Origin of the sequence: Streptomyces sp. NBC_01803 (assembly GCF_035917415.1) — a bacterium.
Taxonomy (GTDB): domain Bacteria; phylum Actinomycetota; class Actinomycetes; order Streptomycetales; family Streptomycetaceae; genus Streptomyces.
The window spans coordinates 4,869,549-4,893,989 of record NZ_CP109073.1 but is presented as its reverse complement, the minus strand read 5'-3'; the positions used below and the strand labels follow the sequence as shown (position 1 = coordinate 4,893,989).

At 71.3% G+C, this 24,441-nt stretch carries 21 protein-coding genes; 5 read left to right on the top strand and 16 right to left on the bottom strand.

From position 1 onward, the window contains the following. Positions 1-73 precede the first annotated feature (73 nt). A complete protein-coding gene (locus OIE51_RS22240; RefSeq protein WP_326599522.1) occupies positions 74-1,297 on the bottom strand; it encodes an NYN domain-containing protein in 1,224 nt (407 codons plus the stop codon). 194 nt (positions 1,298-1,491) lie between these two features. On the opposite strand from OIE51_RS22240, the gene OIE51_RS22235 reads away from it, so the two are divergent. Beyond that, on the top strand, positions 1,492-1,620 hold the full coding sequence (locus OIE51_RS22235) for a hypothetical protein (RefSeq protein ID WP_326599521.1): 129 nt from the start codon (positions 1,492-1,494) through the stop codon (positions 1,618-1,620). 81 nt (positions 1,621-1,701) lie between these two features. Here the strand turns inward: OIE51_RS22235 and OIE51_RS22230 are convergent, their stop codons facing one another. Both OIE51_RS22230 and dnaE read right to left on the bottom strand, forming a co-directional pair. Beyond that, positions 1,702-1,848, bottom strand: coding sequence for a hypothetical protein (locus OIE51_RS22230; protein ID WP_326599520.1), 147 nt, complete (start codon positions 1,846-1,848; stop codon positions 1,702-1,704). Between the two features lie 154 nt (positions 1,849-2,002). Further along, positions 2,003-5,539: a DNA polymerase III subunit alpha gene (gene dnaE / locus OIE51_RS22225; RefSeq protein ID WP_326599519.1), complete on the bottom strand. Its 3,537-nt coding sequence runs from the start codon at positions 5,537-5,539 to the stop codon at positions 2,003-2,005. A gap of 192 nt (positions 5,540-5,731) precedes the next feature. Here dnaE and OIE51_RS22220 point away from each other — a divergent pair, with 192 nt between their 5' ends. Next, positions 5,732-6,427, top strand: a complete 696-nt coding sequence (locus OIE51_RS22220; protein WP_326599518.1) for a hypothetical protein — start codon at positions 5,732-5,734, stop codon at positions 6,425-6,427. 89 nt (positions 6,428-6,516) lie between these two features. Continuing rightward, positions 6,517-7,377, top strand: coding sequence for a thioredoxin domain-containing protein (locus tag OIE51_RS22215; protein WP_326599517.1), 861 nt, complete (start codon positions 6,517-6,519; stop codon positions 7,375-7,377). A gap of 36 nt (positions 7,378-7,413) precedes the next feature. Here OIE51_RS22215 and OIE51_RS22210 read toward each other — a convergent pair whose 3' ends face one another. Beyond that, the gene (locus OIE51_RS22210) at positions 7,414-8,037 is read right to left on the bottom strand and encodes a dienelactone hydrolase family protein (RefSeq protein WP_326599516.1); all 624 of its coding nucleotides are present in this window, start codon (positions 8,035-8,037) and stop codon (positions 7,414-7,416) included. A 63-nt stretch (positions 8,038-8,100) separates the two neighbouring features. Here OIE51_RS22210 and OIE51_RS22205 point away from each other — a divergent pair, with 63 nt between their 5' ends. Then, complete coding sequence (locus OIE51_RS22205) at positions 8,101-9,210, top strand: mechanosensitive ion channel family protein (RefSeq protein WP_326599515.1); 1,110 nt, start codon at positions 8,101-8,103, stop codon at positions 9,208-9,210. 113 nt (positions 9,211-9,323) lie between these two features. On the opposite strand, the gene OIE51_RS22200 is transcribed toward OIE51_RS22205, so the two are convergent. From OIE51_RS22200 to OIE51_RS27035, 4 genes are read right to left on the bottom strand one after another with little or no spacing between them, the layout of a single operon-like run. Then, positions 9,324-10,919, bottom strand: a complete 1,596-nt coding sequence (locus OIE51_RS22200; protein WP_326599514.1) for a Na+/H+ antiporter — start codon at positions 10,917-10,919, stop codon at positions 9,324-9,326. Positions 10,920-10,932: 13 nt separating this feature from the next. Further along, on the bottom strand, positions 10,933-11,874 hold the full coding sequence (locus OIE51_RS22195; RefSeq protein ID WP_326599513.1) for an RluA family pseudouridine synthase: 942 nt from the start codon (positions 11,872-11,874) through the stop codon (positions 10,933-10,935). A gap of 25 nt (positions 11,875-11,899) precedes the next feature. Next, a complete protein-coding gene (lspA, locus tag OIE51_RS22190) occupies positions 11,900-12,499 on the bottom strand; it encodes a signal peptidase II (RefSeq protein ID WP_442811992.1) in 600 nt (199 codons plus the stop codon). A 54-nt stretch (positions 12,500-12,553) separates the two neighbouring features. Beyond that, the gene (locus OIE51_RS27035; protein ID WP_442812073.1) at positions 12,554-13,213 is read right to left on the bottom strand and encodes a TraR/DksA family transcriptional regulator; all 660 of its coding nucleotides are present in this window, start codon (positions 13,211-13,213) and stop codon (positions 12,554-12,556) included. Positions 13,214-13,525: 312 nt separating this feature from the next. On the opposite strand from OIE51_RS27035, the gene ileS reads away from it, so the two are divergent. Beyond that, entirely contained in the window at positions 13,526-16,678 is a 3,153-nt protein-coding gene (gene ileS / locus OIE51_RS22180; RefSeq protein ID WP_326599512.1) for an isoleucine--tRNA ligase, read from the top strand. Between the two features lie 119 nt (positions 16,679-16,797). Here ileS and OIE51_RS22175 read toward each other — a convergent pair whose 3' ends face one another. The 8 genes from OIE51_RS22175 to murG all read right to left on the bottom strand — a co-directional run bounded on the left by OIE51_RS22175 (position 16,798) and on the right by murG (position 24,440). After that, positions 16,798-18,003: a DivIVA domain-containing protein gene (locus tag OIE51_RS22175; RefSeq protein ID WP_326599511.1), complete on the bottom strand. Its 1,206-nt coding sequence runs from the start codon at positions 18,001-18,003 to the stop codon at positions 16,798-16,800. A 48-nt stretch (positions 18,004-18,051) separates the two neighbouring features. After that, positions 18,052-18,336, bottom strand: coding sequence for a YggT family protein (locus OIE51_RS22170; protein WP_326599510.1), 285 nt, complete (start codon positions 18,334-18,336; stop codon positions 18,052-18,054). 86 nt (positions 18,337-18,422) lie between these two features. Then, the gene (locus tag OIE51_RS22165; RefSeq protein WP_326599509.1) at positions 18,423-19,046 is read right to left on the bottom strand and encodes a cell division protein SepF; all 624 of its coding nucleotides are present in this window, start codon (positions 19,044-19,046) and stop codon (positions 18,423-18,425) included. Between the two features lie 122 nt (positions 19,047-19,168). Continuing rightward, positions 19,169-19,897, bottom strand: a complete 729-nt coding sequence (locus OIE51_RS22160; RefSeq protein ID WP_326599508.1) for a YggS family pyridoxal phosphate-dependent enzyme — start codon at positions 19,895-19,897, stop codon at positions 19,169-19,171. Positions 19,898-20,249: 352 nt separating this feature from the next. After that, positions 20,250-20,981 carry a peptidoglycan editing factor PgeF gene (gene pgeF / locus OIE51_RS22155; RefSeq protein ID WP_326599507.1) on the bottom strand — a complete coding sequence of 244 codons (732 nt, stop codon included), beginning with the start codon at positions 20,979-20,981 and terminating at the stop codon, positions 20,250-20,252. Positions 20,982-21,016: 35 nt separating this feature from the next. Then, complete coding sequence (gene ftsZ, locus OIE51_RS22150; RefSeq protein ID WP_326599506.1) at positions 21,017-22,261, bottom strand: cell division protein FtsZ; 1,245 nt, start codon at positions 22,259-22,261, stop codon at positions 21,017-21,019. Between the two features lie 244 nt (positions 22,262-22,505). Next, positions 22,506-23,321, bottom strand: a complete 816-nt coding sequence (locus OIE51_RS22145) for a cell division protein FtsQ/DivIB (RefSeq protein WP_326599505.1) — start codon at positions 23,319-23,321, stop codon at positions 22,506-22,508. 27 nt (positions 23,322-23,348) lie between these two features. Further along, a complete protein-coding gene (murG, locus tag OIE51_RS22140) occupies positions 23,349-24,440 on the bottom strand; it encodes an undecaprenyldiphospho-muramoylpentapeptide beta-N-acetylglucosaminyltransferase (protein WP_326599504.1) in 1,092 nt (363 codons plus the stop codon). Between the last annotated feature and the right edge of the window lies 1 nt (position 24,441).

Below are 24,441 nucleotides of genomic sequence, written 5' to 3'. Positions count from 1 at the left end.
TACGTTCCGGACATGTCGCGGCGCCCCGGCCGGCCGGACGATCGGACCGGTCAACGGCCCGGCCACGGGCGGCTCAGGAGGCGCGCTCGGTGCCCGTCCTGGCGTCGACCTCGCGCCAGAATCCGGCCCTGATCGCGTACCGGTCCTGCTCGTCGATCTGGTCGTCCTTGTGCGCGAGCAGCCCGAAGCGGGCCGCGTACCGCAGCAGTTCACCGTCGATGCGATGCGGGATGCGGGGGTATTCGCTGGAGAGACGCTGCAAATGCGCCGCGTTGGCGAGCCGTTCGGCCCAGCGGCGGGCGAAGACCTGACCGACCTCGAAGGAGTCGCCGCTGACGGCCGTGATGTCCTCCTCCCGGTCGGCCCACCGCTGCTCGGCGGTGGTGAGCTGGGAGAGCATCGGCAGCGTCGCGATCTCGGCGGGCTCCTCGGGAACGCCCCGGTCCACCCAGCCGCGGTCCGATGACCAGCGCAGCGTGGCCGTCGCGGCGGGCTGGACGGAACGGCCGAGCGTGGCCAGGTCCTTCGGCGTCGGCACGCCCTTGGCGGCGGGCGCCGCCCCGGTATCGGGCTCCGAGACCGGGAACGGGTGCTCGCCGTTCTCCGGGTGGACGCCGTTCTTCGACCCGGCGGGCCGCTCGCGCTGCGCGGGCGGGCTGGACGGGGAGGCGGTCTCGGGAAAGGGGGCGGCCAGGATGGCGGCGATCTCCGGCCTGGTCACGGCGTGCGAGGAGTCGGTGACGAGCCCCTCGTTGACGCGGACCGCCCGGGTGATCCAGGCCCGGTCCAGCACCCGGCGCTCGTCGGCCTCGGCGACCAGGTCCTCCGACTGGTTGTAGTCGCCGCCCGCGGCCTGGACGGCCCACAGGTGGACGGCGACGCCGTGCTCCTTGGCGGACATCAGACCCGGCAGCAGATCGCCGTCGCCGGTGACCAGCACGATGTCGGCGCAGGCCCGGTTGCGCGCCAGCTCGGTGAGCTCGGCGTGCATCGCGGCGTCCACGCCCTTTTGCGCCCAGCGGCCGTCGGTGCGGGTCAGCGCGCCGAGCCGGACGGTGACACGGGGCATGACGCGCAGCCGCCGGTGCTCCGGCTGGGGAACGCGGTCGGGGGCGCCGTCGAACCAGTAGATACGGAGCAGCTCGCGGCCGGTGTCGGCCTCGGCCCGCTCGCGCAGGCCCTGGATGAGCGCGGCGTGGTCCACGGAGATCCGGGGGCGGGCGGCTTCACCGGCGAGAAGGCTCGCGGCGGCACCGAGCAGATACCCGGCATCCACCAGGACGACGCAGCGGTCCACGTTGCACACCTTCTTTCACGGGAAGCGGTTTCCCTGAGTCTGCCCGACACGGCCGTCGTTATCTGTGCCAACTCGATCTTCGGCGTGGCGAATCCACCCCCGGTTTCCCCCGGAATGCGAACTGCGGCCCGCCGTGGGAACCTGAACGCGGCCCAGCGTTCCGCGCCACGGCGCGATGCGATCAGGAGGCGATCATGGCCAAGAACAAGAACCGCGACCGGCCCCCCACCCCCCAACCCCCGCCGGGGCAGGCGCGAACGGCCGAGGCACAGACGGAAACGTCGAAGTCCCGCAAACGGGAGAAACGCTTCGGCCACAACTGAGGGCAGCCACCACCAAAGGCAGAGGGGCGCACCGCGCGGGGTGCGCCCCTCGGTGACCGCCGATCGGTCCGCCCGCCGCTGTCAGACGCGCGTCCCTCTCCGGCCGAGCATGTCCCAGGCTTCATGGACACAGCGCAGCCGGTCCTCGAAGGCCGATCCCGGGAAATACTCCTGGAGAGCGTGCACGGCGTCCTGGCGGGAGGCATGCACCTCACGGATCAGAAACATGGCCTTTTGGATCATATGAACATCCATGGCGTTTCTACCCCTCACACGGCGAATTCCGCTCCGTTCTCGACGGTAGTCCGGGGCACGCCGCGTTCGGGTAAAGCAGCTTCCATCAGTCCGCCAACAGGCGGGCATCATCCCGCCAAGCAGGGCATCAACCGGCCAAACAAGCTGGTCCGAGCAGTGCCTTGAGGTCGCCGAAGAGCGCCGGATCGGCCCGCACCCGGTGCCGGTCGAGCCGCAGCAGGGTGGTGGTCCGGGCGCCCTGGAGCTTGACCCGCACCTCGGTCGGCCCCCGGTGCTGACTGAGCACCTCCCCCAACTGCGCCACCAGCGGGGGCGTGATCTTGACCCCGGGAATGCTGATCGTCACGGGCGCGTCGGCCGACGCCTCCGAGAGGTCGGGCACCATCAGCTCCATGGCGACGAGCCGGGGCACGTCCTCCCGCTTGTCCAGCCGCCCCTTGACGAACACGACGGCGTCCTCGACGAGCTGGGTGGAGACGAGCTGATAGCTGGCGGGGAAGAACATGCAGTCGATCGAGCCGGCCAGGTCCTCGACGGTGGCGATGGCCCAGGGGTTGCCCTGCTTGGTCATCTTCCGCTGGAGGGTCGAGATGATGCCGCCGATGGTGACGATCGCGCCGTCCGAGTGGTCCCCGCCGGTCAGCGCCGAGATCGCGGCGTCCGCCTTGTCGTTGAGGATGTGCTCGATGCCGAAGAGCGGGTGGTCGGAGACATAGAGGCCGAGCATCTCCCGCTCCTGGGCGAGCAGATACGTCTTCTCCCATTCCTCCTCGGAGAAGACGACGTCCATGCCGAAGCCGGGACCGTCGCTGCCGCCCTCGTCCATCCCGCCGAAGAGGTCGAACTGCCCTTCGGCCTCCTTGCGCTTGACCTGCACCACGTTGTCGATCATCGGCTCGAAGTGCGCGGTGAGGCCCTTGCGGGTGTGGTTCAGGGTGTCGAACGCGCCCGCCTTGATCAGCGATTCGACGGTGCGCTTGTTGCAGACGACCGCCTCGACCTTGTCCAGGAAGTCCGGGAAGGAGCTGTACTTCCCCTTCCCCTTCCGGGTCGCGACGATCGAATCCACCACGTTCTGCCCGACGTTGCGGACGGCGGTGAGCCCGAAGACGATCATGTCGTCGCCGCGCGGGGTGAAGTGCGCCTCGGACTCGTTGACATCCGGCGGCAGCACCCGGATACCCATCCGGCGGCACTCGTTGAGGTAGACGGCGGACTTGTCCTTGTCGTCACGAACCGACGTCAGCAGCGCCGCCATGTACTCGGCCGGGTAGTTGGCCTTGAGGAACGCGGTCCAGTAGGTGACCAGGCCGTACGCGGAGGAGTGCGCCTTGTTGAACGCGTAGCCGGAGAACGGCACCAGCACGTCCCACACGGCCTGGATCGCCTCGTCGGAGTAGCCGTTGTCCCGCATGCCCTTCTGGAACGGGAGGAACTCCTTGTCGAGGATCTCCTTCTTCTTCTTGCCCATGGCCCGCCGGAGCAGGTCGGCTTGTCCGAGCGAGTACCCGGCGAGGACCTGGGCGGCCTTCTGCACCTGCTCCTGGTAGACGACCAGACCGTAGGTGATGTCGAGGACCTCGCGCAGCGGCTCCGCCAACTGCGGGTGGATCGGGGTGATCTCCTGCTGGCCGTTCTTCCGCAGCGCGTAGTTGATGTGGGAGTTCATGCCCATCGGACCCGGGCGGTACAGGGCGCCGACGGCGGAGATGTCCTCGAAGTGGGTGGGCTTCATCATGCGCAGCAGGGAGCGCATGGGCCCGCCGTCGAACTGGAAGACGCCCAGGGTGTCGCCGCGGCCGAGCAGTTCGAAGGTCTTCGGGTCGTCCAGCGTGAGGTCGAGCAGCTTGATGTCGACGCCCTTGTTCTTCTTGATGAGCTTGACGGCGTCGTCCATGATCGTGAGGTTGCGCAGGCCCAGGAAGTCCATCTTCAGCAGGCCGAGCGCCTCACAGGTGGGGTAGTCCCACTGCGTGACGACGACGCCGTCGTTCTTGGGCGCGAACAGCGGCACATGGTCCACCAGCCGCTCGCTGGACATGATCACGCCGGCCGCGTGCATGCCCATCTGCCGGACCAGGCCCTCCAGGCCGCGCGCGGTGTCGATCACCTTCCGGACGTCCGGCTCGTTCTCGTACATCCCCCGGACCTCGGCCGCCTCGCTGTAGCGCGGGTGGTCCTTGTCGGTGATGCCGGAGAGCGGGATGCCCTTGCCGAGCACGTCGGCGGGCATCGCCTTGGTGATCCGGTCGCCCATCGCGTACGGGTAACCCAGCACGCGGGAGGCGTCCTTGATGGCGGCCTTCGCCTTGATGGTGCCGTAGGTGCCGATCATCGACACCTTGTCGGCGCCGTACTTCTCCGTGACATAACGGATGACCTCGCCGCGCCTGCGCTCGTCGAAGTCGATGTCGACGTCCGGCATGGAGACGCGCTCGGGGTTCAGGAACCGCTCGAAGATCAGGCCGTGGTCGATCGGATCGAGGTCGGTGATGCCCATCGCGTACGCCACGATGGAGCCCGCCGCCGAGCCGCGCCCGGGGCCGACCGCGATGCCCTGCTCCTTGGCCCACATGATGAAGTCGGCGACCACGAGGAAGTACCCGGGGAACCCCATCTGGATGATGACGTCCATCTCGTACTCGGCCTGCCGCTGCCGATCCTCCGGCACCCCGCCCGGGTAGCGGCGGGCCATGCCGCGCCCCACCTCCTCCCTGAACCAGGTCACCTCGGTGTACCCGCCGGGCACGTCGAAGCGCGGCATCAGGTCGCGCGACTCGAACCAGCCGTCGACGTCGACCTGTTCGGCCACCAGCAGGGTGTTGGCGCAGCCCTCCTGCCAGGCGTCGGAGGAGTCGATCGCGTACATCTCCTGCGGCGACTTCAGGTAGTAGCCCGTGCCGTCGAACCGGAAGCGGTCCGGGTCCGAGAGGTTCTTGCCGGTCTGCACGCACAGCAGCGCGTCGTGCGCGTCGGCCTCCTGGGCGTGCGTGTAGTGCGAGTCGTTGGTGACCAGCGGCTTGATGCCGAGCTTGCGGCCGATCTCCAGCAGCCCGTCCCTGACCCGGGTCTCGATCTCCAGGCCGTGGTCCATGATCTCCAGGAAGTACCGGTCCCTGCCGAAGATCTCCTGGTACTCGGCCGCCGCCTTCAGCGCCTCCTCGGGCTGGCCGAGCCGCAGCCGGGTCTGTACCTCGCCCGACGGGCAGCCGGTCGAGGCGATCAGACCCTCGGAGTGCCGCGCGATGGTCTCCTTGTCCATCCGGGGCCACTTGACGAAGAAGCCCTCGGTATAGGCGTCGGAGGAGAGCCGGAAGAGGTTGTGCAGGCCGGTCCGGTTGTAGGCCCAGATCGTCTTGTGCGTGTAACCGCCGGAGCCGGAGACGTCGTCCTTCTTCTGGTGCGGCTGGCCCCACTGCACACGCCGCTTGTGCCGACGCGACTCCGGCGCGACGTACGCCTCGATCCCGATGATCGGCGTGACGCCCGCGCCGCGCGCCTGCTGGAAGAAGTCGTAGGCCCCATGGAGGTTCCCGTGGTCCGTGATCGCGATATGTGACATGCCCATCTCCTGGCACGCCTTGAACATGTCCTTCAGCCGCGCCGCCCCGTCGAGCAGCGAGTACTGGGTGTGCACATGCAGGTGTGTGAAGGGCTTGGTCACTCCACGGGCCTTCCGCAGCAGGGGCAGGGATCACCCCGAACCCTACATGCGCGCCGGGCCGGAGAGCCCACCCCTCACGGACTCGTAACATGGGCGTTTCCGCAGGTCAGACCGGGTGCGCGAGACAACGTCCAAGGTCAACGCGGTCCCCTTATCCCGTCCGTACACGGCCCCGTGGCACACTCGCTCCCGATGGACATATCGGCTTCCTGGATCCGGGTGACGCGCGCGGTGGTGTTCGCCGCGCTCTGCGTCACGCTGTCCGCCGGGGCCCATGTCCTGCTGTCCGGCAAGCCGTTGCCCGCCGCGCCCGTCGTCGCCGTCGCGGCCGCGGTCCTGGCGGCGGCCCTGGTGTTCGCGGGCGACCGCGAGCGCGGGTTCTGGCCGATCGCCGCGCTGCTGATCCCGCTCCAGCTCGGCGCGGACACCGTCTTCACCACCGGGCAGGCCGCCTGTTACGGCCCCGGCGGCGGCCCGGTCACCGGCCCGCTGCGGCTGCTCGGCGTCCATCTGGTCTGCGCCGGCGGCGACTTCGGCGCCCCGCTCACCCCGCTCACCGGGATCATGGGCACCGCCCACCCGGCCGTGCCCTGGCTGCTGCTCGCCGCGCACCTGGCCGCCGGTCTGCTCGCCGCCGCCTGGCTGCGCTGCGGCGAACGGGCCCTGGTCCGGCTGCTGCGCGCCGCCGTCGCGGCCGGCTTCCGGCCGCTGCTGCTGGCGGTCGCCGCCCGCTCCCCCGTCGCCACCCCGGACGCCACGCCCGCCGCCCGCGCCCCGCGCCGCGAGCGGGCCACGCCCGCGCCGCCGCCGCTCGCCCCCTCCGTTCTCCGCCGCGGCCCGCCGCGCCGCCGCCGCGCGACCGCGACCGCGCCAGCCCTCGCGGGCTGAGCGCGCCTCCCGCGCGTCCTGGGCACCGCCCATCCCAGCACGGACTGACGGATTCACGGATTTCACGGATTTCACGGAGACGATCCACGATGAGCAAGCGCAATTCCGCCGAGGCCAAGCGCGCCGCCCGCGAACGGCTGCGCGCCGAACGCGAGCGCCAGCACAAGCGGGCCAGGCTCCGCCGCCACGTCACCGTCGCCGGCTCGGTGGTGGCCACCCTCGCCGTCGCCGCCGGCGTCGGCGTGGCCGTCGCGGGCCGGGACGACGGCGGGGACAGCACCGACTGGGGCGCCGTCCGCGCCCAGATCGAGGACGGCGAGAACGGCGAGCCCGCGTCGGGCGACTACCCGATCGAGGCCCCCGCGGGCGCCACCGGCGACGACGGCCTGACCATCCGGATCGGCCAGGAGGACGCCACCAACACCCTCACCCTGTACGAGGACGCCCGCTGCCCCGCCTGCGCCGCCTTCGAACAGGGAGTGGGCGCCGAGGTCAGGCAGGGCCTGGAGAACGGCGACTACGCCGTCGAGTACGTCTTCGGCAGCTTCCTCGACGACGGTCAGGCGCTGGGCGGCTCCGGCTCCAAGAACGCGCTCAACGCCCTCGGCGCGGCCCTGGACGTCAGCACCGAGGCGTTCCTCGACTTCCACGATGCCCTCTACTCCGAGGAGTTCCACCCCGAGGAGGCCGACGACGCCTACGCCGACGACGACCGGCTGATCGAGATAGCCCGGACCGTGCCCGAGCTGAAGGACAACGCGGACTTCGAGCGGGCCGTGACCGGTGACACCTTCGCCGTCTGGGCGCTGCGGATGTCCGACACGTTCGACGCCGACGAGGACGTCACCGGCACCCCGACCCTGAAGTTCAACGGCGAGGTCGTCGAGACCCCGCGGACCGCCGAGGACTTCACGGCGATGGTCGAGGAGCACAGCGACGAGGCGGAGTGACGCGACGCCCCGGCCGCGCGCCCGCGCGGCCGGGGCTCAGTCCAGCCCGCCGAGAAACTCCAGCGCCGTCCGCCAGGTGGCCTCGGCCGCCTCCGCGTCGTGGTCGGGTAGCTCCGGATCGGTGTACAGGTGCCCGGCCCCCCGGTACCGGAAGACCTCCACGTCCGCGCCCGCCCGCCGCATCCGCAGGTACCAGGCGTTCAGCCAGTCGTGCGGCTCGAACGGGTCCGGGTCCGCGACGTGGAGCTGCACCGGCAGCCCGTCGGCCACCGCGTCCTCCGCGATATCCCCCGTGCCGTGCAACAGCAGCAGCCCGCGCGCCTTCACGTCCCCGAGCGCCACGGTCTGCGCCAACGCGCCGCCCAGCGAGAACCCGGCGTAGACCAGGCCCTGGTCCGCGTGCTCGGCGGTGGCGGCGACCGCCCGCCGCAGCAGCTCGTCCCGACCGATCTCATCCTTGACCGCCATGCCCTCCGCCACGGTCTCCGTGGTGCGGCCCTCGTACAGATCGGGCACGACGACCCGGTGCCCGGCACTTCGCAGCAACTCGGCCGCGGTGTGCACGGCCGGCCGCGGACCGTAGGCGGAGTGGAAAAGCATGATGTTGCTCACGGTCTGATATGCCTTCCCGGTGGTATGCGTGCTTCCTCGGTCACCCATCCTGCCAGTTAGCCTGGCAGCCGGAGACAAATCGACTCGGAGCCCAAGGAGCTGACAACAACCATGGATGATGTGTTGCGGCCGCTGCTCGTCCTCGGCGGCACCATCACCCTGAGCCTGGTCACCGGCTGGCTGGTCGACCGGGCCCTGGCGGCGGCCGACGCGCGCGACCCCCACACCCGGCTGTGGCATCTACTGCGGCGCTGCCAGGTTCCGCTGGAATTCCTGATCGGTTCCGCGGTCGGACAGATGGCGTACGACACGTTCAACGTCGATCTGCGGCGGGACGCCATCATCGAGTCCGGGCTGGCGGCCGTCGCGATCTTCTCGGCCGCGTGGCTGACGGTCAGGGCGGCCGGCGCGGTCGCGGAGAACTCGCTGGCCCGCTACGAGGCGCGGACCACCGACCTGGCCCGGGTCCGGCAGTTCCGCACCCAGCTCGCGATGCTGCGCCGGGTCGTCACCGGCGTGCTCACGGTGGTCGCCGTCGCCGTGACCATCCTGCTGCTCTTCCCCAGTCTGCGGACCCTGGGCGCCTCGATGCTGGCCTCGGCCGGCGTCATCGGCGTCATCGCCGGTGTCGCCGCCCAGTCCATGCTGAGCAACCTCTTCGCCGGGCTCCAGATAGCGTTCGGCGACTCGGTGAAGATCGGCGACACGGTCGTGGTGGACGGCGAGTGGGGCACGGTCGAGGAGATGTCGCTGGCGTTCCTCACCATCCGGGTCTGGGACGACCGGCGGCTGACGATGCCGGTGTCCTACTTCAACAGCAAGCCCTACGAGAACTGGTCGCGCGGTGGCAACCAGATCACCGGCACCGTCTTCCTCCACCTCGACCACACCACCCCGGTCCCCGAGCTGCGCAAGCGCCTCGGCGACTTCCTGAGCGGTCGCGAGGACTGGGACGGCCGCCACTGGGATCTCGTGGTGACCGACACCACCCCGACCACGATCCAGCTGCGGGCCGCGATGTCCACCCGGAACGCCGACGACGCCTGGTCGCTGCGGTGCGCGGTCCGCGAGGAGCTGATCGCGTGGCTGCGCGACAACCATCCCTACGCGCTTCCCCGCCTCAACACCTCCCCCGCCGAGGTCCGCCCCCGGGACGCGATACCGCACGAGACCCCCGCCGACCGCCCCATCCCCGGCCAGTCCCCCGGCCCCGACGCCTGAGCCGTGCGCCCTGGGCCCTGCGCCCTGAGCCCTGTTGCTTCCGGGCGGTTCACCGCGGCACCGGGCGGCCGGGCCGAGGCCGCGATCCGGCGCCCCGACGGCCGGGTACTGCCTCAGCGGCCGTGCGGCAGGCTGCGTTCGTCCAGATCGCGCAGCACCCGATCCACGACCTCCGGATCGGCGCCCGGCTCGCTGCGCGCGTCCAGCACCTCGTGCCGGGCGGCCGACAGCAGCTCGCCGTAGAGCCGGTGCACCCGGCGCATCCGCTCGGCGCGCGCCGCGACGTTCTCGCGCCACTCGTCCCGCGCGATCCGCGGCGAGATCCGGGCGCCGATGTCGTACGCGCGCCGGGCCAGGGCCTCGGAGATCTCGTCGGGGACGTCCTGGCTCTCCTCGATCTCCCGCAGCCGGCGCTTGGCGGCCTTCGCCGCGCGCACCGCGAGCTCGTGCTCGAACGCCTCCTCGGCGTCGCTGTCGGCCCGCACCCCGAGCCGCCCGGCCAGCCACGGCAGGGTGAGCCCCTGGATGAGCAGGGTGCCGATGACCACCACGAACCCGATGAAGACGATGGCGCCGCGCTCGGGGAACGCCCCTCCGCCGTCCACGGTCAACGGAAGGGCCAGCGCCAGCGCGACGGACGCCACGCCCCTTATCCCGGACCACCACATCACGACCGTCTCCCGCCAGGTCAGCGGGATCTCCTCGGCGTAGTCGGTGCGCCGGTGCAGCCGCCTGGCCAGCCAGGTCGCGGGCAGCAGCCACAGCAGCCGCACGCCGACCACGACGGCGAGCACCAGCGCGGCGGCGGGCAGCAGCTCGTCCCACCGGCCGCTGACCGTGCCGAGCACCACGTGCAGCTCCAGGCCGATCAGCCCGAACGCCACGCCCGTCACCAGCGTGTCGACCACCGCCCAGAAGCTCCGCCCGGTCAGCCGCCCGGTGACGTCGTCGGCGTCGGCGCCGCGCTCACCCAGGTAGAGGGCGGTCACCAGGACCGCCAGCACGCCCGAGCCGAGCAGCTCCTCGGCGAGCACGTAGGCGGCGAACGGCGCCAGCAGCGTCAGCCCGGTGCGCAGGGTCACGTCCCCGAGCAGGCCGAACAGGGAGGTCGTCGCCCAGCCGAGCGCGGCCCCCACGGCGATGGCCACGGCGGCGGAGAGCACCAGCTCGCCCCCGGCCCGGGGGGCGGAGAAGGTCCCGGTCACCGCGGCGGTGACGGCCACGTGGTACAGCGTGATGGCGGTCACGTCGTTGAACAGCCCCTCGCCCTCCAGGATGGAGACCATCCGCCGGGGCAGTCCCAGCCGCCCGGCCACGGCGGTGGCGGCGACGGGGTCGGGCGGGGCGACCAGCGCGCCCAGCGCGATCGCGGGCGCCAGCGGCAGCCCGGGCACGGCGGCCTGGGCCACGGCGGCGACGGCGGCCGTCGTCACGAAGACCAGCGCGACGGCGAGCAGCAGGATCGGGCGGATGTTGGCGGTGAACTGCCGCCAGGAGGTGCGTCGCACCGCCGCGTACAGCACGGGCGGCAGCACCAGCGGCAGGATGTACTCGGGCGGCAGGTCGACCTCGGGGACGAACGGCAGGAACGCCACCAGGATCCCCGCCACGGTCATCAGCACCGGTGGTGGCAGCGACAGCCGCTCACCGAGCGGCACCGTCACCACGGCGCCGAACAGCAGGACGAACAGCAGGGAAAGCTGATCCATGGGCCGGACCCGGCTAGGAGCTCTCGGCCCGCAGCATCTCCAGCGCGGACCGCAGATCCTCGGGGTAGTCGGTGGTGAACTCCACCCAGCGCCCGTCGTCGGGGTGGGTGAAGCCCAGGCGCACGGCGTGCAGCCACTGCCTCGCCAGCCGCAACCGCTTGGCCAGGGTGGGGTCGGCGCCGTAGGTGAGATCGCCGACGCAGGGGTGGCGGTGGGCCGCCATGTGCACGCGGATCTGGTGGGTGCGGCCGGTCTCCAGCTTGATGTCGAGCAGGCTGGCGGCGCGGAACGCCTCGACCAGGTCGTAGTGGGTGACGGCCGGCTTGCCGTCGGCGGTGACCGCCCACTTGTAGTCGTGCTGCGGGTGCCGCCCGACCGGGGCGTCGATGGTGCCGCTGAGCGGATCGGGATGCCCCTGCACCAGCGCGTGGTAGCGCTTGTCGACGGTCCGGTCGCGAAACTGCTGCTTCAGCCGGGTGTAGGCGCGCTCCGACTTGGCCACCACCATGAGCCCCGAGGTGCCGACATCGAGGCGGTGCACGACACCCTGCCGCTCGGCCGCGCCCGAGGTGGCGACGCGGTATCCGGCGGCGGCCAGACCGCCGATGACGGTGGTCCCGCTCCATCCCGGGCTGGGGTGCGCGGCCACGCCGACGGGCTTGTTGACGACGACGAGGTCGTCGTCGTCGTGCACGATGGCCATGCCCTCGACCGGCTCCGCGACGATCCGCACCGGGACGGCCGGCGCGGGCATCTCGACCTCCAGCCACGAACCGCCGGTCACCCGCTCCGACTTGCCGACCTCGGCACCGTCCAGCCGGACCTTGCCGGTCGCGGCCAGCTCGGCCGCCTTGGTGCGGGAGAAGCCGAGCATGCGGGCCAGGGCGGCGTCGACGCGCTCACCTTCCAGCCCTTCCGGTACGGGCAGGGCGCGGGTCTCGGGAAGGGTGCTCACCTGATCGAGTATGCCGGACGGAAGGTCAGTCGCCGTGCACGGTGCCGTCGGGGTCGAGTCCGCGGAAGGACAGCAGCACGATCAGGATGCCGCCGCAGACGATCGCGCTGTCCGCGAGATTGAAGACGGCGAAGTACTTGGGGGCGATGAAGTCCACGACGTGGCCCTCCAGTACGCCGGGAGAGCGGAGGAGCCGGTCGGTGAGGTTGCCCAGGGCGCCGCCGAGCAGCAGGCCCAGCGCGATGGCCCACGGCGTGCTGTACAGCCGCTTGGCGAGCCGGATGATCACCGCGATCACGGCGGCGGCGATGAGCGTGAAGACGACGGTCAGCGCCTCCCCGATGCCGAACGCGGCGCCGCCGTTGCGCACCGCCTCCAGCCGGAGCCACTGGCCGAAGATCTCGATCGGCTCCTCGTGCTCCAGCCACTCCACGACCATGAGCTTGCTGATCAGGTCGAGCACGTAGGCGAGGGCCGCGACACCGGCCAGTACGGCGACGCGCCGGTCGCCGAGGCGCCGCCCGTCCTCCGGACCGTCGTCGGCCCCGGCGGGCGCGCCCGGCACGGTGTCCGCTTCACCCGTCCCGTCATCCGGTGTCTCGATGGTCCGCTCCGCCTCGCTCACGGGACGAGGGTACGCCACGCCGGTGCGATCGCCGGAAGGATGAACGGGAAACCCTCAGAAACGGCGTTCCTGCTTCTGCTTGCAGTCCACGCACTGGGTGGCCCGGGGGAAGACCTGCATCCGGGCCTTGCCGATGGGGTTCGCGCAGTTCTCGCACAGGCCGTAGGTGCCGGCCTCCAGCCGTCCGAGGGCGCGCTCGGTCTGGTAGAGCATCTCGCGGGCGTTCGTCGCCAGGGCCATCTCGTGCTCGCGGGTCACGTTCTTGCTGCCGGTGTCGGCCTCGTCGTCGCCGGCGCCGTCCCCCGAATCGCGCATCAGCCCGGACAGCGCCTCCTCGGTGGCGCTGATCTCGGCGCGCAGCCGATCGGCCTCGGCCGTCAGCCCGGCCCGCGCCCCGGCCACCTCATCGGCGGTCCACGGGTCCTCGCCGGACCGGATGGCCAGCCCGCCGGGATCGGCGGGCACCACGACGGGGGCCGCCGCCACCGCGGCGGACGAGTCTTCGGTCGTGCTCTTCTTCCCAGCCACCATCTCAGCTCCCGTCTGCCCGCCCTGCGGTGCCCTCCGGCCGTCCCCCTCACCACCGTGCCGGACGGCATATTCACATGGTGTGATCTTGCTCGCGCATCGTGACCGGAACGATAAATCGACTCGGACCGTGCGGCAACAGGGCGCGCCGGTCTGTCTGCCTTGTGCCCAGCCCGGCCCCCGGATAACCGGTCGGCGACCCCCTCCGCGGCCCGTACACTGGGGGCAGCGAAAGGCGAAGAAGGGGACGAGTAGCGTCGTCCGCGGCCACGAGCGACCCGGGGACGGTGTGAGCCCGGGGGCGAGCGCGACGCGAAGATCACCCCGGAGCCGCCGGAAGAAAGCTCCGACCGAGCGAGTAGACCCGGCAGTCGCGGACCCAATGAGGGGGTCGCGGGCGGCAGTGCCGTCCCGGCCAAGGAGGGTGGTACCGCGGGAGCGCACGCTCTCGTCCCTTCGACGGAGAACGCCAGCCGCTGTCCGCCGGAGGACGGTCCGATGACCCAGTACCGCCAAGTCCCAGCCCAGGTCGACCTGCCCGAGCTCGAGCACGAGGTGCTCGCCCTCTGGCAGGACAACAAGACCTTCACCCGCAGCCTGGAGCAGTCCGAGGGCCGCCCTGAATGGATGTTCTACGAGGGCCCGCCCACCGCCAACGGCATGCCCGGCGCCCACCACATCGAGGCGCGGGTCTTCAAGGACGTCTTCCCCCGCTACAAGACGATGCGCGGCTTCCACGTCACCCGGAAGGCGGGATGGGACTGCCACGGCCTGCCCGTCGAGCTGGCCGTGGAGAAGGAGCTCGGCTTCTCCGGCAAGCAGGACATCGAGGCGTACGGCATCGCCGAGTTCAACGCCAGGTGCCGTGACTCGGTCACCCGCCACACCGACGCCTTCTCCGAGCTGACGACCCGGATGGGGTACTGGGTCGACCTGGACGACGCCTATCGCACGATGAACCCCGAGTACATCGAGTCGGTCTGGTGGTCGCTGAAGGAGATCTTCACCAAGGGCCTGCTCGGCCAGGACCACCGGGTGGCGCCCTGGTGCCCCCGCTGCGAGACCGGCCTGTCCGACCACGAGCTCGCCCAGGGGTACGAGACGGTGGTCGACCCCTCCGTCTACGTCCGCCTTCCCCTCCTGTCCGGCCCGCTGGCCGGCGAGGCCGATCTGCTGGTGTGGACGACCACCCCGTGGACCCTGGTCTCCAACACCGCCGTCGCCGCCCACCCCGAGGTCACCTACACCGTGGCCACCGACGGCCACGACCGGCTGGTGGTCGCCGAGGCGCTGGTCGGCAAGGCGCTGGGCGAGGGCTGGACGGCCACCGGACAGACGTTCACCGGCGCGGAGATGGAGCGCTGGACCTACCGACGCCCGTTCGAGCTGGTCGACTTCGGCGGCGCGGAGGCGCACTTCGTGGTGACCGCCGACTATGTGACGACCGAGGACGGCACCGGACTGGTCCACCAGGCCCCGGCCTTCGGCCAGGACGACCTGCTGACCTGCCGCCGCTACGGCCTACCGGTGGTCAACCCGGTCCGCCCCAACGGCACCTTCGAGGAGGGCCTGCCGCTGGTCGGCGGCCAGTTCTTCAAGAAGGCGGACGAGGCCCTCGTCGGCGACCTCCGCGAGCGCGCCCTGCTCTTCCGGCATCTGCCCTACGAGCACAGCTATCCGCACTGCTGGCGCTGCCACACCCCGCTGCTGTACTACGCACAGCCGTCCTGGTACATCCGCACCACCCGGGTGAAGGAAGCCCTGCTGCGGGAGAACGAGAGCACCACGTGGTACCCGGAGTCGGTCAAGCACGGCCGGTACGGGGAGTGGCTGAACAACAACGTGGACTGGGCCCTGTCCCGCAACCGGTACTGGGGCACCCCGCTGCCCATCTGGCGCTGCGCGGACGGCCACCTCACCTGCGTCGGCTCGCTGGCCGAGCTGAGCGAGCTGACCGGCACCGACCAGGCGGGCCTCGACCCGCACCGCCCGTTCATCGACGAGGTCGTCTTCCCCTGCGCCACCGAGGGCTGCGCGCACACCGCGCGCCGCGTTCCCGAGGTCATCGACGCCTGGTACGACTCGGGCGCCATGCCGTTCGCCCAGTGGGGATACCCGCACCGCAACCGCGAGGAGTTCCAGAAGCGGTACCCGGCGCAGTACATCTGTGAGGCCATCGACCAGACCCGCGGCTGGTTCTACACGCTGATGGCCGTCGGCACCCTCGTCTTCGACAAGTCGTCGTACGAGACGGTCGTCTGCCTGGGCCACATCCTGGCCGAGGACGGCCGCAAGATGTCCAAGCACCTGGGGAACATCCTGGAGCCGATCCCGCTCATGGAGCGGCACGGCGCGGACGCGGTGCGCTGGTTCATGGCGGCCGGCGGCTCGCCCTGGTCCGCCCGCCGGGTCGGGCACGGCACCATCCAGGAGGTCGTCCGCAAGACCCTCCTGACCTACTGGAACACCGTCGCCTTCCAGGCCCTGTACGCCCGCACCAGCGGCTGGGCCCCCGGCGAGGCCGACCCGGCGCCCGCCGACCGGCCGCTGCTGGACCGCTGGCTGCTCAGCGAGCTCAACGCGCTGGTGGACATGGTCACCACCGCGATGGAGAACTTCGACACCCAGCGCACCGGCAAGCTGATCTCCACCTTCGTGGACGACCTGTCGAACTGGTATGTCCGCCGCTCGCGCCGCCGCTTCTGGCAGGGCGACCCGGCCGCGCTGCGCACGCTGCACGAGGTCCTGGAGACGGTCACCCGGCTGATGGCCCCGCTGGTCCCGTTCATCACCGAGCGGGTCTGGCAGGACCTGGTGGTGCCGGTCACCCCGGGCACGCCCGACTCGGTGCACCTGGCCTCCTGGCCGGAGGCGGACCCGAAGCTGATCGACGCGGACCTGTCGCAGGACATGCTGCTGGTGCGGCGCCTGGTCGAGCTGGGCCGGGCCACCCGCGCCGAGTCCGGCGTCAAGACCCGGCAGCCGCTGTCCCGCGCGCTGGTCGCGGCCCTGGGCTTCGAGCTGCTCGGCGACGATCTGCGCGAGCAGATCGCGGAGGAGCTGAACGTCGCCTCTCTGGCCGGCCTCTCGGAGATGGGCGGCTCGCTGGTGGACACCTCGGCGAAGGCCAACTTCCGCGCGTTGGGCCGCCGCTTCGGCAAGGGCACCCAGGCGGTGGCCGCCGCGATCGCCGCGGCGGACGCGGCGGAGCTGTCCGCCGCGCTGCGCACCGGCACGGCCGCCGTCGAGGTCGACGGGGAGCGGGTGCCGCTGTCGCCGGAGGAGGTCATCATCACCGAGACGCCCCGTGAGGGCTGGTCGGTGGCCTCCGACACGGGCGCGACGGTGGCCCTCGACCTGGAGATCACTCCGGAGCTGCGCCGGGCCGGGCTGGCCCGCGACCTCATTAGGCTGATCCAGGACGCCCGGAAGAACAGCGGCCTGGACGTGGCCGACCGGATCGCGGTGCGCTGGGAGGCGTCCGACCCGGAGGCGGCCCGCGCGCTGGTCGACCACCAGGCCCTGATCAGCTCCGAGGTGCTGGCCGCCGACTTCGCCGAGGGCGCCGCGAGCGCGAGCGAGGGCGACGGCTTCGGCGGCACGTTCGGCGACAAGGCCCTCGGCGTCACGTTCCGCCTGCGCCGGGTCTGACCCACCCCGCCGGTTCCGGCGGGACAAGACGACAGGCACGACAAAGGGGCGGGGCCCGGACTCATGGTCCGGGCCCCGCCCCTTGTCTGTCCGTCGTGACGGTCAGCACGCCGAAGGCGTCAGTTGTCGTCCTCGTCGATCAGGAAGCCACGCATCGGGGACGGCGCCTGCTGCATCGGCTGCGGACTCTGGGGCCGCACCGGAGCCATCGGCTGTGTCATCGCCGGGGACATCTGCTGCTGTCCACCGTACGAAGGCGCGCCGCTCGGGCCGCCGTGACCGCCGTGCCCGCTGTTCATCTGCTGGGGCGCGCCGAGCGACTGGTGCCCGCCCATGGGGCCGCCACCGGGACCGGCCGGAGCACCCGCCGACGCCAGCGAGGGCGAGGGCGAGGGGGGCAGTGACGGGGCCGCCGGGGAACGCGGCGGGGCGAGGGAGTCGTCGGACTGGCTTTCGAGCTGACGGAGCTGGCTCTCCAGGTATGACTTCAGACGGGTGCGGTACTCGCGCTCGAAGCCGCGCAGGTCCTCGACCTTGCGCTCCAGCGTGGCGCGGGCGGACTCCAGCGAGCCCATCGCCACGCGGTGCTTCTCCTGTGCGTCCCGCTCCAGGGCGTCGGCCTTGGCCCGGGCGTCGCGCTCCAGACCCTCGGCGCGGCTGCGGGCCTCACCGACGATCTTGTTGGCCTCGGAACGGGCCTCCGCGATGGCCTGGTCGGCCGTCTGCTGCGCGAGCGAGAGAACGCGCGCGGCGCTCTCGTTGCCACCGACGGGCTGCGGCGCCATCTGCTGCTGGGGCATCTGCTGCGGTGCCATCTGCTGCTGCGGCATCTGCTGCTGAGGCATCTGCGGGCCGGGGCCCATGCCGGGGCCTCCCATGCCGGGCAGACCCTGGCCGCCGTGCGTGCCCATCGGCACCGGCGCGCCCGGGTGACCCTGCGGGCCGGGGCCCATCGGGCCGCCGTGACCCATCGGGCCGGGGCCGCCGGGGTGTCCCTGGGGACCGGCGGGCAGCTGGGGCGGACCGCCCATCTGCTGCTGCTGGGGACCACCCATCTGCTGCTGGGGGCCGGGGCCGGGTATGGCCGACATGGGACCGCCCGGCCGGTCCTGCGGCTCGGGCTTTCGCATGTTCTGTTGGTTCTGGGCGGCTGCCCGGGTGGCCGCGGCCAGCTTGGCGCGCAGGTCCTCGTTCTCCCTGAGCAGCCGGGTCAGCTCTGCCTCGACCTCGTCGAGGAAGGCGTCGACCTCGTCCTCGTCATAGCCTTCTCGCAGACGGACGGTCGTGAACTGCTTGTTCCGCACGTCCTCGGGGGTCAGCGGCATCTCTTCACCTCAACGTAATTCGTCGGCATATCGGCAGACCGTACTCGTTCACAGCCTGGCCACGACGTTGATCAGGATGTAGACGATGATCATCAGTACGAAGAAGGACAGATCAAGCGCCACACCCCCGAAGCGCAGGGGAGGGATCGCCTTCCGCAGCGCCTTCAGTGGCGGATCGGTGACAGTGTAGGTGGCTTCAAGCGCGACCACCATCGCCTTGCCGGGGTTCCAGGACCGGGCGAACATGAAGACGTAGTCCATCACCAGCCGGAAGAGCAGCAGGCCGAGCAGACAGTACAAGGCAATCAGGATCACATCGAAAGCGGTGCCCATCCTGCCTGTCCCTCTCCCCTTGCCTCGGAGTCCGGCCGGTTCGCCGGAGCTCTGCCTGTTTTCCCACCGGTCAGCGCTGCCTGTCGTCAGCTCTGGTTGAAGAACCCGCCCTCGGCGATCCGAGCCTTGTCCTCCGCCGTTACATCGACGTTAGCAGGCGACAGCAGGAACACCTTCTGCGTCACGCGCTCGATGCTGCCATGAAGACCGAAGACCAGACCAGCCGCGAAGTCGACAAGTCGCTTCGCGTCCGTGTCGTCCATCTCGGTCAGATTCATGATCACCGGCGTGCCCTCGCGGAAGTGTTCCCCGATGGTACGGGCCTCGTTGTAGGTCCGGGGATGGAGGGTCGTGATGCGGTACGGCTCCCTCTCGGACACGACCTTGGGCATGATCACCGGTGCGCTCTTCTCCACGTTCTGGCGGTCGGATGTGATGGAAGACACGGGAGCGATCCTCCCGGGCCGTCTGCTCTCCGTGAGGAGCGGAGCGGGGGTGGGCTCCGTCTCCCGCTGGGCCGGGGGGTGCATGACCCGGACCGGCTCCTCGGGCCGCTCCCGCGACGGTGGCTCATGCGCCGGCTGCCGCCGCGGGCGCTCGGGCTCCGGCTCCGGCTCGAACTCATCGTCGGGGCCGTACCCCGGTCGGTCATAGCCGTCGTCCTCCACGAGGCCGAGGTAGACCGCCATCTTGCGCATAGCGCCAGCCATCGACTGCGTCCTCCGCTCTGTGGTGGATCGGCTCCGCCCTCCCGGCGGGGTGGATCCACGTAATCTGCCCGAAATTTCCGGGATTCACCATATTTTCGACTGTGGCCCCTCGCTTGGCGACGTTACCCGAGGGCGGCACGGACTCCGAGCACCGCGCTGCCGACGCGCACGTGTGTCGCCCCGGCCACGATCGCCTCCTCCAAGTCCCCGCTCATTCCTGCCGAGACCATGTTCGCAGCCGGATCGATCGAGCGCAGGTTCCTCGCGATTTCCTTCAAACGCTCGAACGCCGCCCCGGGGTTCCCGGCGTGGACACCCACCAGGGGCGCGACCGTCATCACCCCGGCCAGCCGCAGCCCCGGGGCCGCGGCCACCGCCGCCGCCAACTCCGCCACGTGACCGGGTGCCACCCCGCCCCGGCCGCCCTCGTGCCCGGACTCCTTCTCCAACGCGACCTGCACGAGGCAGTTCAGAGGCGCGCGGCCGGAATGCACCACCGCCGCGGAGAGCGCGGTGACGAGCCGCGCCCGGTCCACGGAGTGCACGTAGTCCGCGTATCCGGCCACCGAGCGGGCCTTGTTCGTCTGCAACTGCCCGACGAAGTGCCAGCTCAGACCGAGATCGGCGCACGCGGCGGCCTTGGCCGCCGCCTCCTGGTCCCGGTTCTCGGCGAACTCCCGCACACCGAGCTCCGCCAGCAGCCGGACGTCCTCGACGGGATAGGTCTTGGTGACGACGACCAGGGTCACGTCCGCGCGTTCGCGCCCCGCCGCGTCACAAGCGCGGGTGATGCGCTCCTCCACCCGAGCGAGGTTGGCGGCCAGTTCGACCTCGCGCCGCTCGACGCTCACCGCGCCTCCTTGCGAGCTTCTCCGACCGCCGGGCGAACGCGCGGCAGACAAACAACCCACAACCGGGCGGCCCGCCGCTCGACGCTCACGCCGCCTCCTTGCGAGCTTCTCCGACCGCCGGGCGAACGCGCGGCAGACAAACAACCCACAACCGGGCGGCCCGCCGCTCGACGCTCACGCCGCCTCCTTGCGAGCTTCTCCGACCGCCGGGCGAACGCGCGGCAGACAAACAACCCACAACCGGGCGGCCCGCCGCTCGACGCTCACGCCGCCTCCTTGCGAGCTTCTCCGACCGCCGGGCGAACGCGCGGCAGACAAACAACCCACAACCGGGCGGCCCGCCGCTCGACGCTCACGGTGCGACCCACACATAACTCGCCAGCCGGCCGGTGGTCCGGTCGCGGCGGTAGGAGAAGTGGTCGGCCGATTCGAGAGTGCAGACCTGCGAGAGCGTGATGTCCGTGATCCCGCACCCGGCCAACTGCTCCCGCACACCTGCCGGGATGTCGATGGCCGGGGTGCCCCACCGGGTAGTGGCCGCGCAGCCCGGCACCGTCCGCCCGGCCTCCCGGCGCATCGCGTCGGGCACCTCGTAGCAACGGCCGCACACCGCGGGCCCGGTGCGGGCGACGATCCGGCCCGGCTCGGCGCCAAGGTCCCGCATCGCGGCCACGGTCGCGGGCACGACGCCCGTCAGCAGACCGGGCCGTCCGGCGTGCGCGGCCCCCGCGACTCCGGCGACCGGGTCGGCCAGCAGCACCGGAGTGCAGTCGGCGGTGAGAACGGCGAGCGCGAGCCCCCTGCGCGCGGTGACCACCCCGTCCGCCTCGGGCGGCTCCTCCCCCGGCACGAGATCGTCGGCTATCACGACCTCCCGGCCGTGCACCTGGCGCATCCAGCGCACCCCGGCCGGGTCGAGGCCGAGCGTCTTGGCAGCCAGCTCCCGGTTGTGGCGGACGGTCGCGGCGTCGTCACCGACCGCACCGCCGAGGTTGAGCGTGTCATACGGAGCGGCGCTCGCCCCGCCCCACCGGTCGGTGAAGGCGAAGCGGGCGCCGCTCGTCGCGCTGTGGCGTTCTATCACTGAGGCCCGGCCTCGATCATGTAAGACAGCTTTGCTTATTTAAGGAAGTCTGGCACGTCGAGCTCCTCGACCTGACCACCGTCGTAGGGACGGGCCGAGGGAACCTGCGGAGTGCCGCCCTTCAGCGACTCCCGGACCGGGTCGCCGGCGGAGTCGGAGGCGCCGTCGCGGTCGGCCAGCACGCCGGCCTCGCGCGAGGGCAGCGCGCCCAGGCCGCCGAACGAGGGCCGCTCCGGCTCGGTGTCGGCCGGCACGCGGTCCTGGCTCGGGGGAGCCGGCTCGTCCTTGGCGCCATAGCCCCCGAGCGCCTTGTCCCGGGTGCGGGTCGGCGGCTGGCCGCCGTCGAAGCCGGCGGCGATCACCGTGACCCGGACCTCGTCGCCCAGCGCGTCGTCGATGACGGCGCCGAAGATGATGTTCGCCTCGGGGTGGGCCGCCTCACTGACGAGCTGTGCCGCCTCGTTGATCTCGAACAGGCCCAGGTCGGAGCCGCCCGAGATGGACAGCAGCACGCCGCGGGCGCCGTCGATCGACGCCTCCAGCAGGGGGGAGGAGATGGCCATTTCGGCGGCGGCCACCGCGCGGTCGTCACCGCGGGCCGAGCCGATGCCCATGAGGGCCGAACCGGCCTCGGACATCACCGACTTCACATCGGCGAAGTCCAGGTTGATCAGGCCGGGCGTGGTGATGAGATCGGTGATGCCCTGCACGCCGGACAGCAGGACCTGGTCGGCGGACTTGAAGGCGTCCAGCACGCTGACCTGGCGGTCCGAGATGGACAGCAGCCGGTCGTTGGGGATGACGATGAGGGTGTCCACCTCGTCGCGGAGGCTGGCGATGCCGTCCTCCGCCTGGTTGGCGCGACGACGGCCCTCGAAGGTGAACGGACGGGTGACCACGCCGATGGTCAGCGCGCCCAGGGAGCGTGCGATGTTCGCCACGACCGGTGCGCCCCCGGTGCCGGTGCCGCCGCCCTCGCCCGCGGTGACGAAGACCATGTCGGCCCCCTTCAGGACCTCCTCGATCTCCTCACGGTGGTCTTCGGCAGCCTTGCGCCCGACATCCGGATTGGCGCCCGCGCCCAGCCCGCGGGTGAGCTCACGGCCGACGTCGAGCTTGACGTCGGCGTCGCTCATCAGCAGTGCCTGCGCATCGGTGTTGATCGCGATGAACTCGACGCCCTTGAGACCGACCTCGATCATCCGGTTGATGGCGTTGACGCCACCGCCGCCGATTCCGACGACCTTGATGACTGCGAGGTAGTTCTGCGGTGCTGCCACGTCGAAGGCCTCTCGCCTCGATTTACGTGTCGCCGCTCCGCGAGTGCCGCAGTGCGCCGACTGATGCCGATGGGGCGGACGGATAAGCCGCCCCGAACCCTAACGCTCAAGTTTAGGGTTACCTGTGCTTGCCGTTCCTTGGAATCCTCGGAACGGACACTAAGTCGACAAGTGGTACGCGTTCAACGAACACGCCGAACCTCCTGTTTTTCTTTTCACCCTATGTGATCACGCGCCGGGCACGTCAACCACCCGCCACCGCAGGGGCAGTGGGCACACTGACGTTGAAGTGGCGGGCGTCGTCGGCCGCATGCATGACTACGCCGAGTGCCTCGGCCTTGGCTGCCGAGTCCTCCGCACTTCCCCACCGCACGGTGCGGTCGCCCGACAACTCCAGGGTGATGGAGTCATAGGAGGTGACCCGGATGACACGGGTGTCGCGGCGGACGGATTCCGGCAGGGCCGCGGCCACCGTCACAGCCGCCCGGCGGACGCGGTCTTCGCCGAAACGGCGCGTGCTGGCACTGTCCTCCAGGTCGAGTTCGACCAGCGGCACACCTGCCACCGCCTCCGCCACCTCGCCGAACCGGACGCCGTCGGCGTCCACCTCGGCGTAACCGTCACCGTCCGGGATCAGCACCTCCGCCTCGCGCTCCCGCACCTTCAGCGAGACCCCGTGCGGCCAGCCCCGGACCACCTGCACCGACGCCAGACGCGGCAGCGCCGCCAGGGTCCGGTCGCGCACGGCATCCTGGTCCAGGGAGGCCATCGGGGAGCCCAGGGAGACGCCCGCGGCGGCCAGGATCCGCTCCTCCGTCAGCTTCCGCGGGCCCTCGGTCCAGCGCACCGAGACCCGTTCCACGCGCAGCCAGTCCGAGCCGTACAGCACCCAGGTCCCAAACCCGCCCACCACCAGGGTGAGCACCAGCACCAGCAGCAGCAGGCGCGGGCGCCTCGGGAGCGGGCGCGGCCCGCGCCCGGGCCGCCGGACGGACGGCCGCGGGCCGGAGTCCGGCTGGCGGCGCTCACCGCCGCGCTGGGCGGTCGTCGCTCCGGCCACGCTCCCTCATCTCCCCGGGGTCCGCGGCTACGCCCTGCGCGCCGCGATCGCTTCGTACACCATGCCGAGCAGCAGATCGTCCGAGTCCCTGCGGCCGAACTCGGCGGCGGCGCGGGACATCGACAGGAGCTGTCCTGAGTCGGTGAGCACCGGCAGGACAGCGCTCCTGACCCATTCCGGCGTCAGCTCCGCGTCGTCGATCAGCAGTCCGCCGCCGGCCTTGACCACCGGCTGGGCGTTCAGCCGCTGTTCGCCGTTGCCGATCGGCAGCGGGACGTAGGCGGCGGGCAGCCCGACGGCGGAAAGTTCGGCGACGGTCATCGCGCCCGCGCGGCAGAGCATCATGTCGGCCGCGGCGTACGCGAGGTCCATACGGTCCACATACGATAGCGGGACGTAGGGCGGCATTCCGGGCATGGTGTCGACCTGCGGCAGTTCGTTCCTCGGGCCGACCGCGTGCAGCACCTGGACGCCGGAGCGCTGGAGCTGGGGGACGACCGTCGCGATGACCTCGTTCAGCCGCCGGGCGCCCTGCGAGCCGCCGGACACCAGCAGCGTCGGCAGGTTGGCGTCCAGGCCGAAGAAGGCGCGGGCCTCGTGCCGGAGCGCCGAGCGGTCCAGCGTCGCGATCGAGCGGCGCAGCGGGATGCCGACGTAACGGGCATGCCGCAGCTTGCTGTCCGGCGTGGAGACGGCGACGTACTTCGTGTACCGCGCGCCGATCCGGTTGGCGAGCCCGGGGCGGGCGTTGGCCTCGTGCACCACGATCGGCACCCGCAGGCGCTTGGCGGCCAGGTAACCGGGCAGCGCCACGTAGCCGCCGAAGCCGATCACGCAGTCCGCCTTGGTACGTTCGAGGATCTCCTCGGCCGCCTTGACCGTGCCGCGCAGCCGGCCGGGCACCGTGATCAGCTCCGGGGTCGGCTTGCGCGGCAGGGGCACGGCGGGGATCAGGCCGAGTTCGTAACCGCGCTCGGGCACCAGCCGGGTCTCCAGGCCGCGTTCCGTGCCGAGGGCCGTGACCCCCGCGGTCGGATCGCGCCTGCGCAGGGCGTCCGCGAGGGCGAGCGCGGGCTCGATGTGCCCGGCGGTCCCCCCGCCGGCGAGAACTACATGCACC

Bases quoted from the DNA above. Each gene is read 5' to 3' on its own strand.
- OIE51_RS22235 (WP_326599521.1), top strand. From the start codon at position 1,492: ATGGCCAAGAACAAGAACCGCGACCGGCCCCCCACCCCCCAACCCCCG.
- OIE51_RS22230 (WP_326599520.1), bottom strand. From the start codon at position 1,848: ATGTTTCTGATCCGTGAGGTGCATGCCTCCCGCCAGGACGCCGTGCAC.
- OIE51_RS22220 (WP_326599518.1), top strand. From the start codon at position 5,732: ATGGACATATCGGCTTCCTGGATCCGGGTGACGCGCGCGGTGGTGTTC.
- OIE51_RS22215 (WP_326599517.1), top strand. From the start codon at position 6,517: ATGAGCAAGCGCAATTCCGCCGAGGCCAAGCGCGCCGCCCGCGAACGG.
- OIE51_RS22210 (WP_326599516.1), bottom strand. From the start codon at position 8,037: ATGGGTGACCGAGGAAGCACGCATACCACCGGGAAGGCATATCAGACC.
- OIE51_RS22205 (WP_326599515.1), top strand. From the start codon at position 8,101: ATGGATGATGTGTTGCGGCCGCTGCTCGTCCTCGGCGGCACCATCACC.
- OIE51_RS22200 (WP_326599514.1), bottom strand. From the start codon at position 10,919: ATGGATCAGCTTTCCCTGCTGTTCGTCCTGCTGTTCGGCGCCGTGGTG.
- ileS (WP_326599512.1), top strand. From the start codon at position 13,526: ATGACCCAGTACCGCCAAGTCCCAGCCCAGGTCGACCTGCCCGAGCTC.
- OIE51_RS22175 (WP_326599511.1), bottom strand. From the start codon at position 18,003: ATGCCGCTGACCCCCGAGGACGTGCGGAACAAGCAGTTCACGACCGTC.
- OIE51_RS22170 (WP_326599510.1), bottom strand. From the start codon at position 18,336: ATGGGCACCGCTTTCGATGTGATCCTGATTGCCTTGTACTGTCTGCTC.
- OIE51_RS22165 (WP_326599509.1), bottom strand. From the start codon at position 19,046: ATGGCTGGCGCTATGCGCAAGATGGCGGTCTACCTCGGCCTCGTGGAG.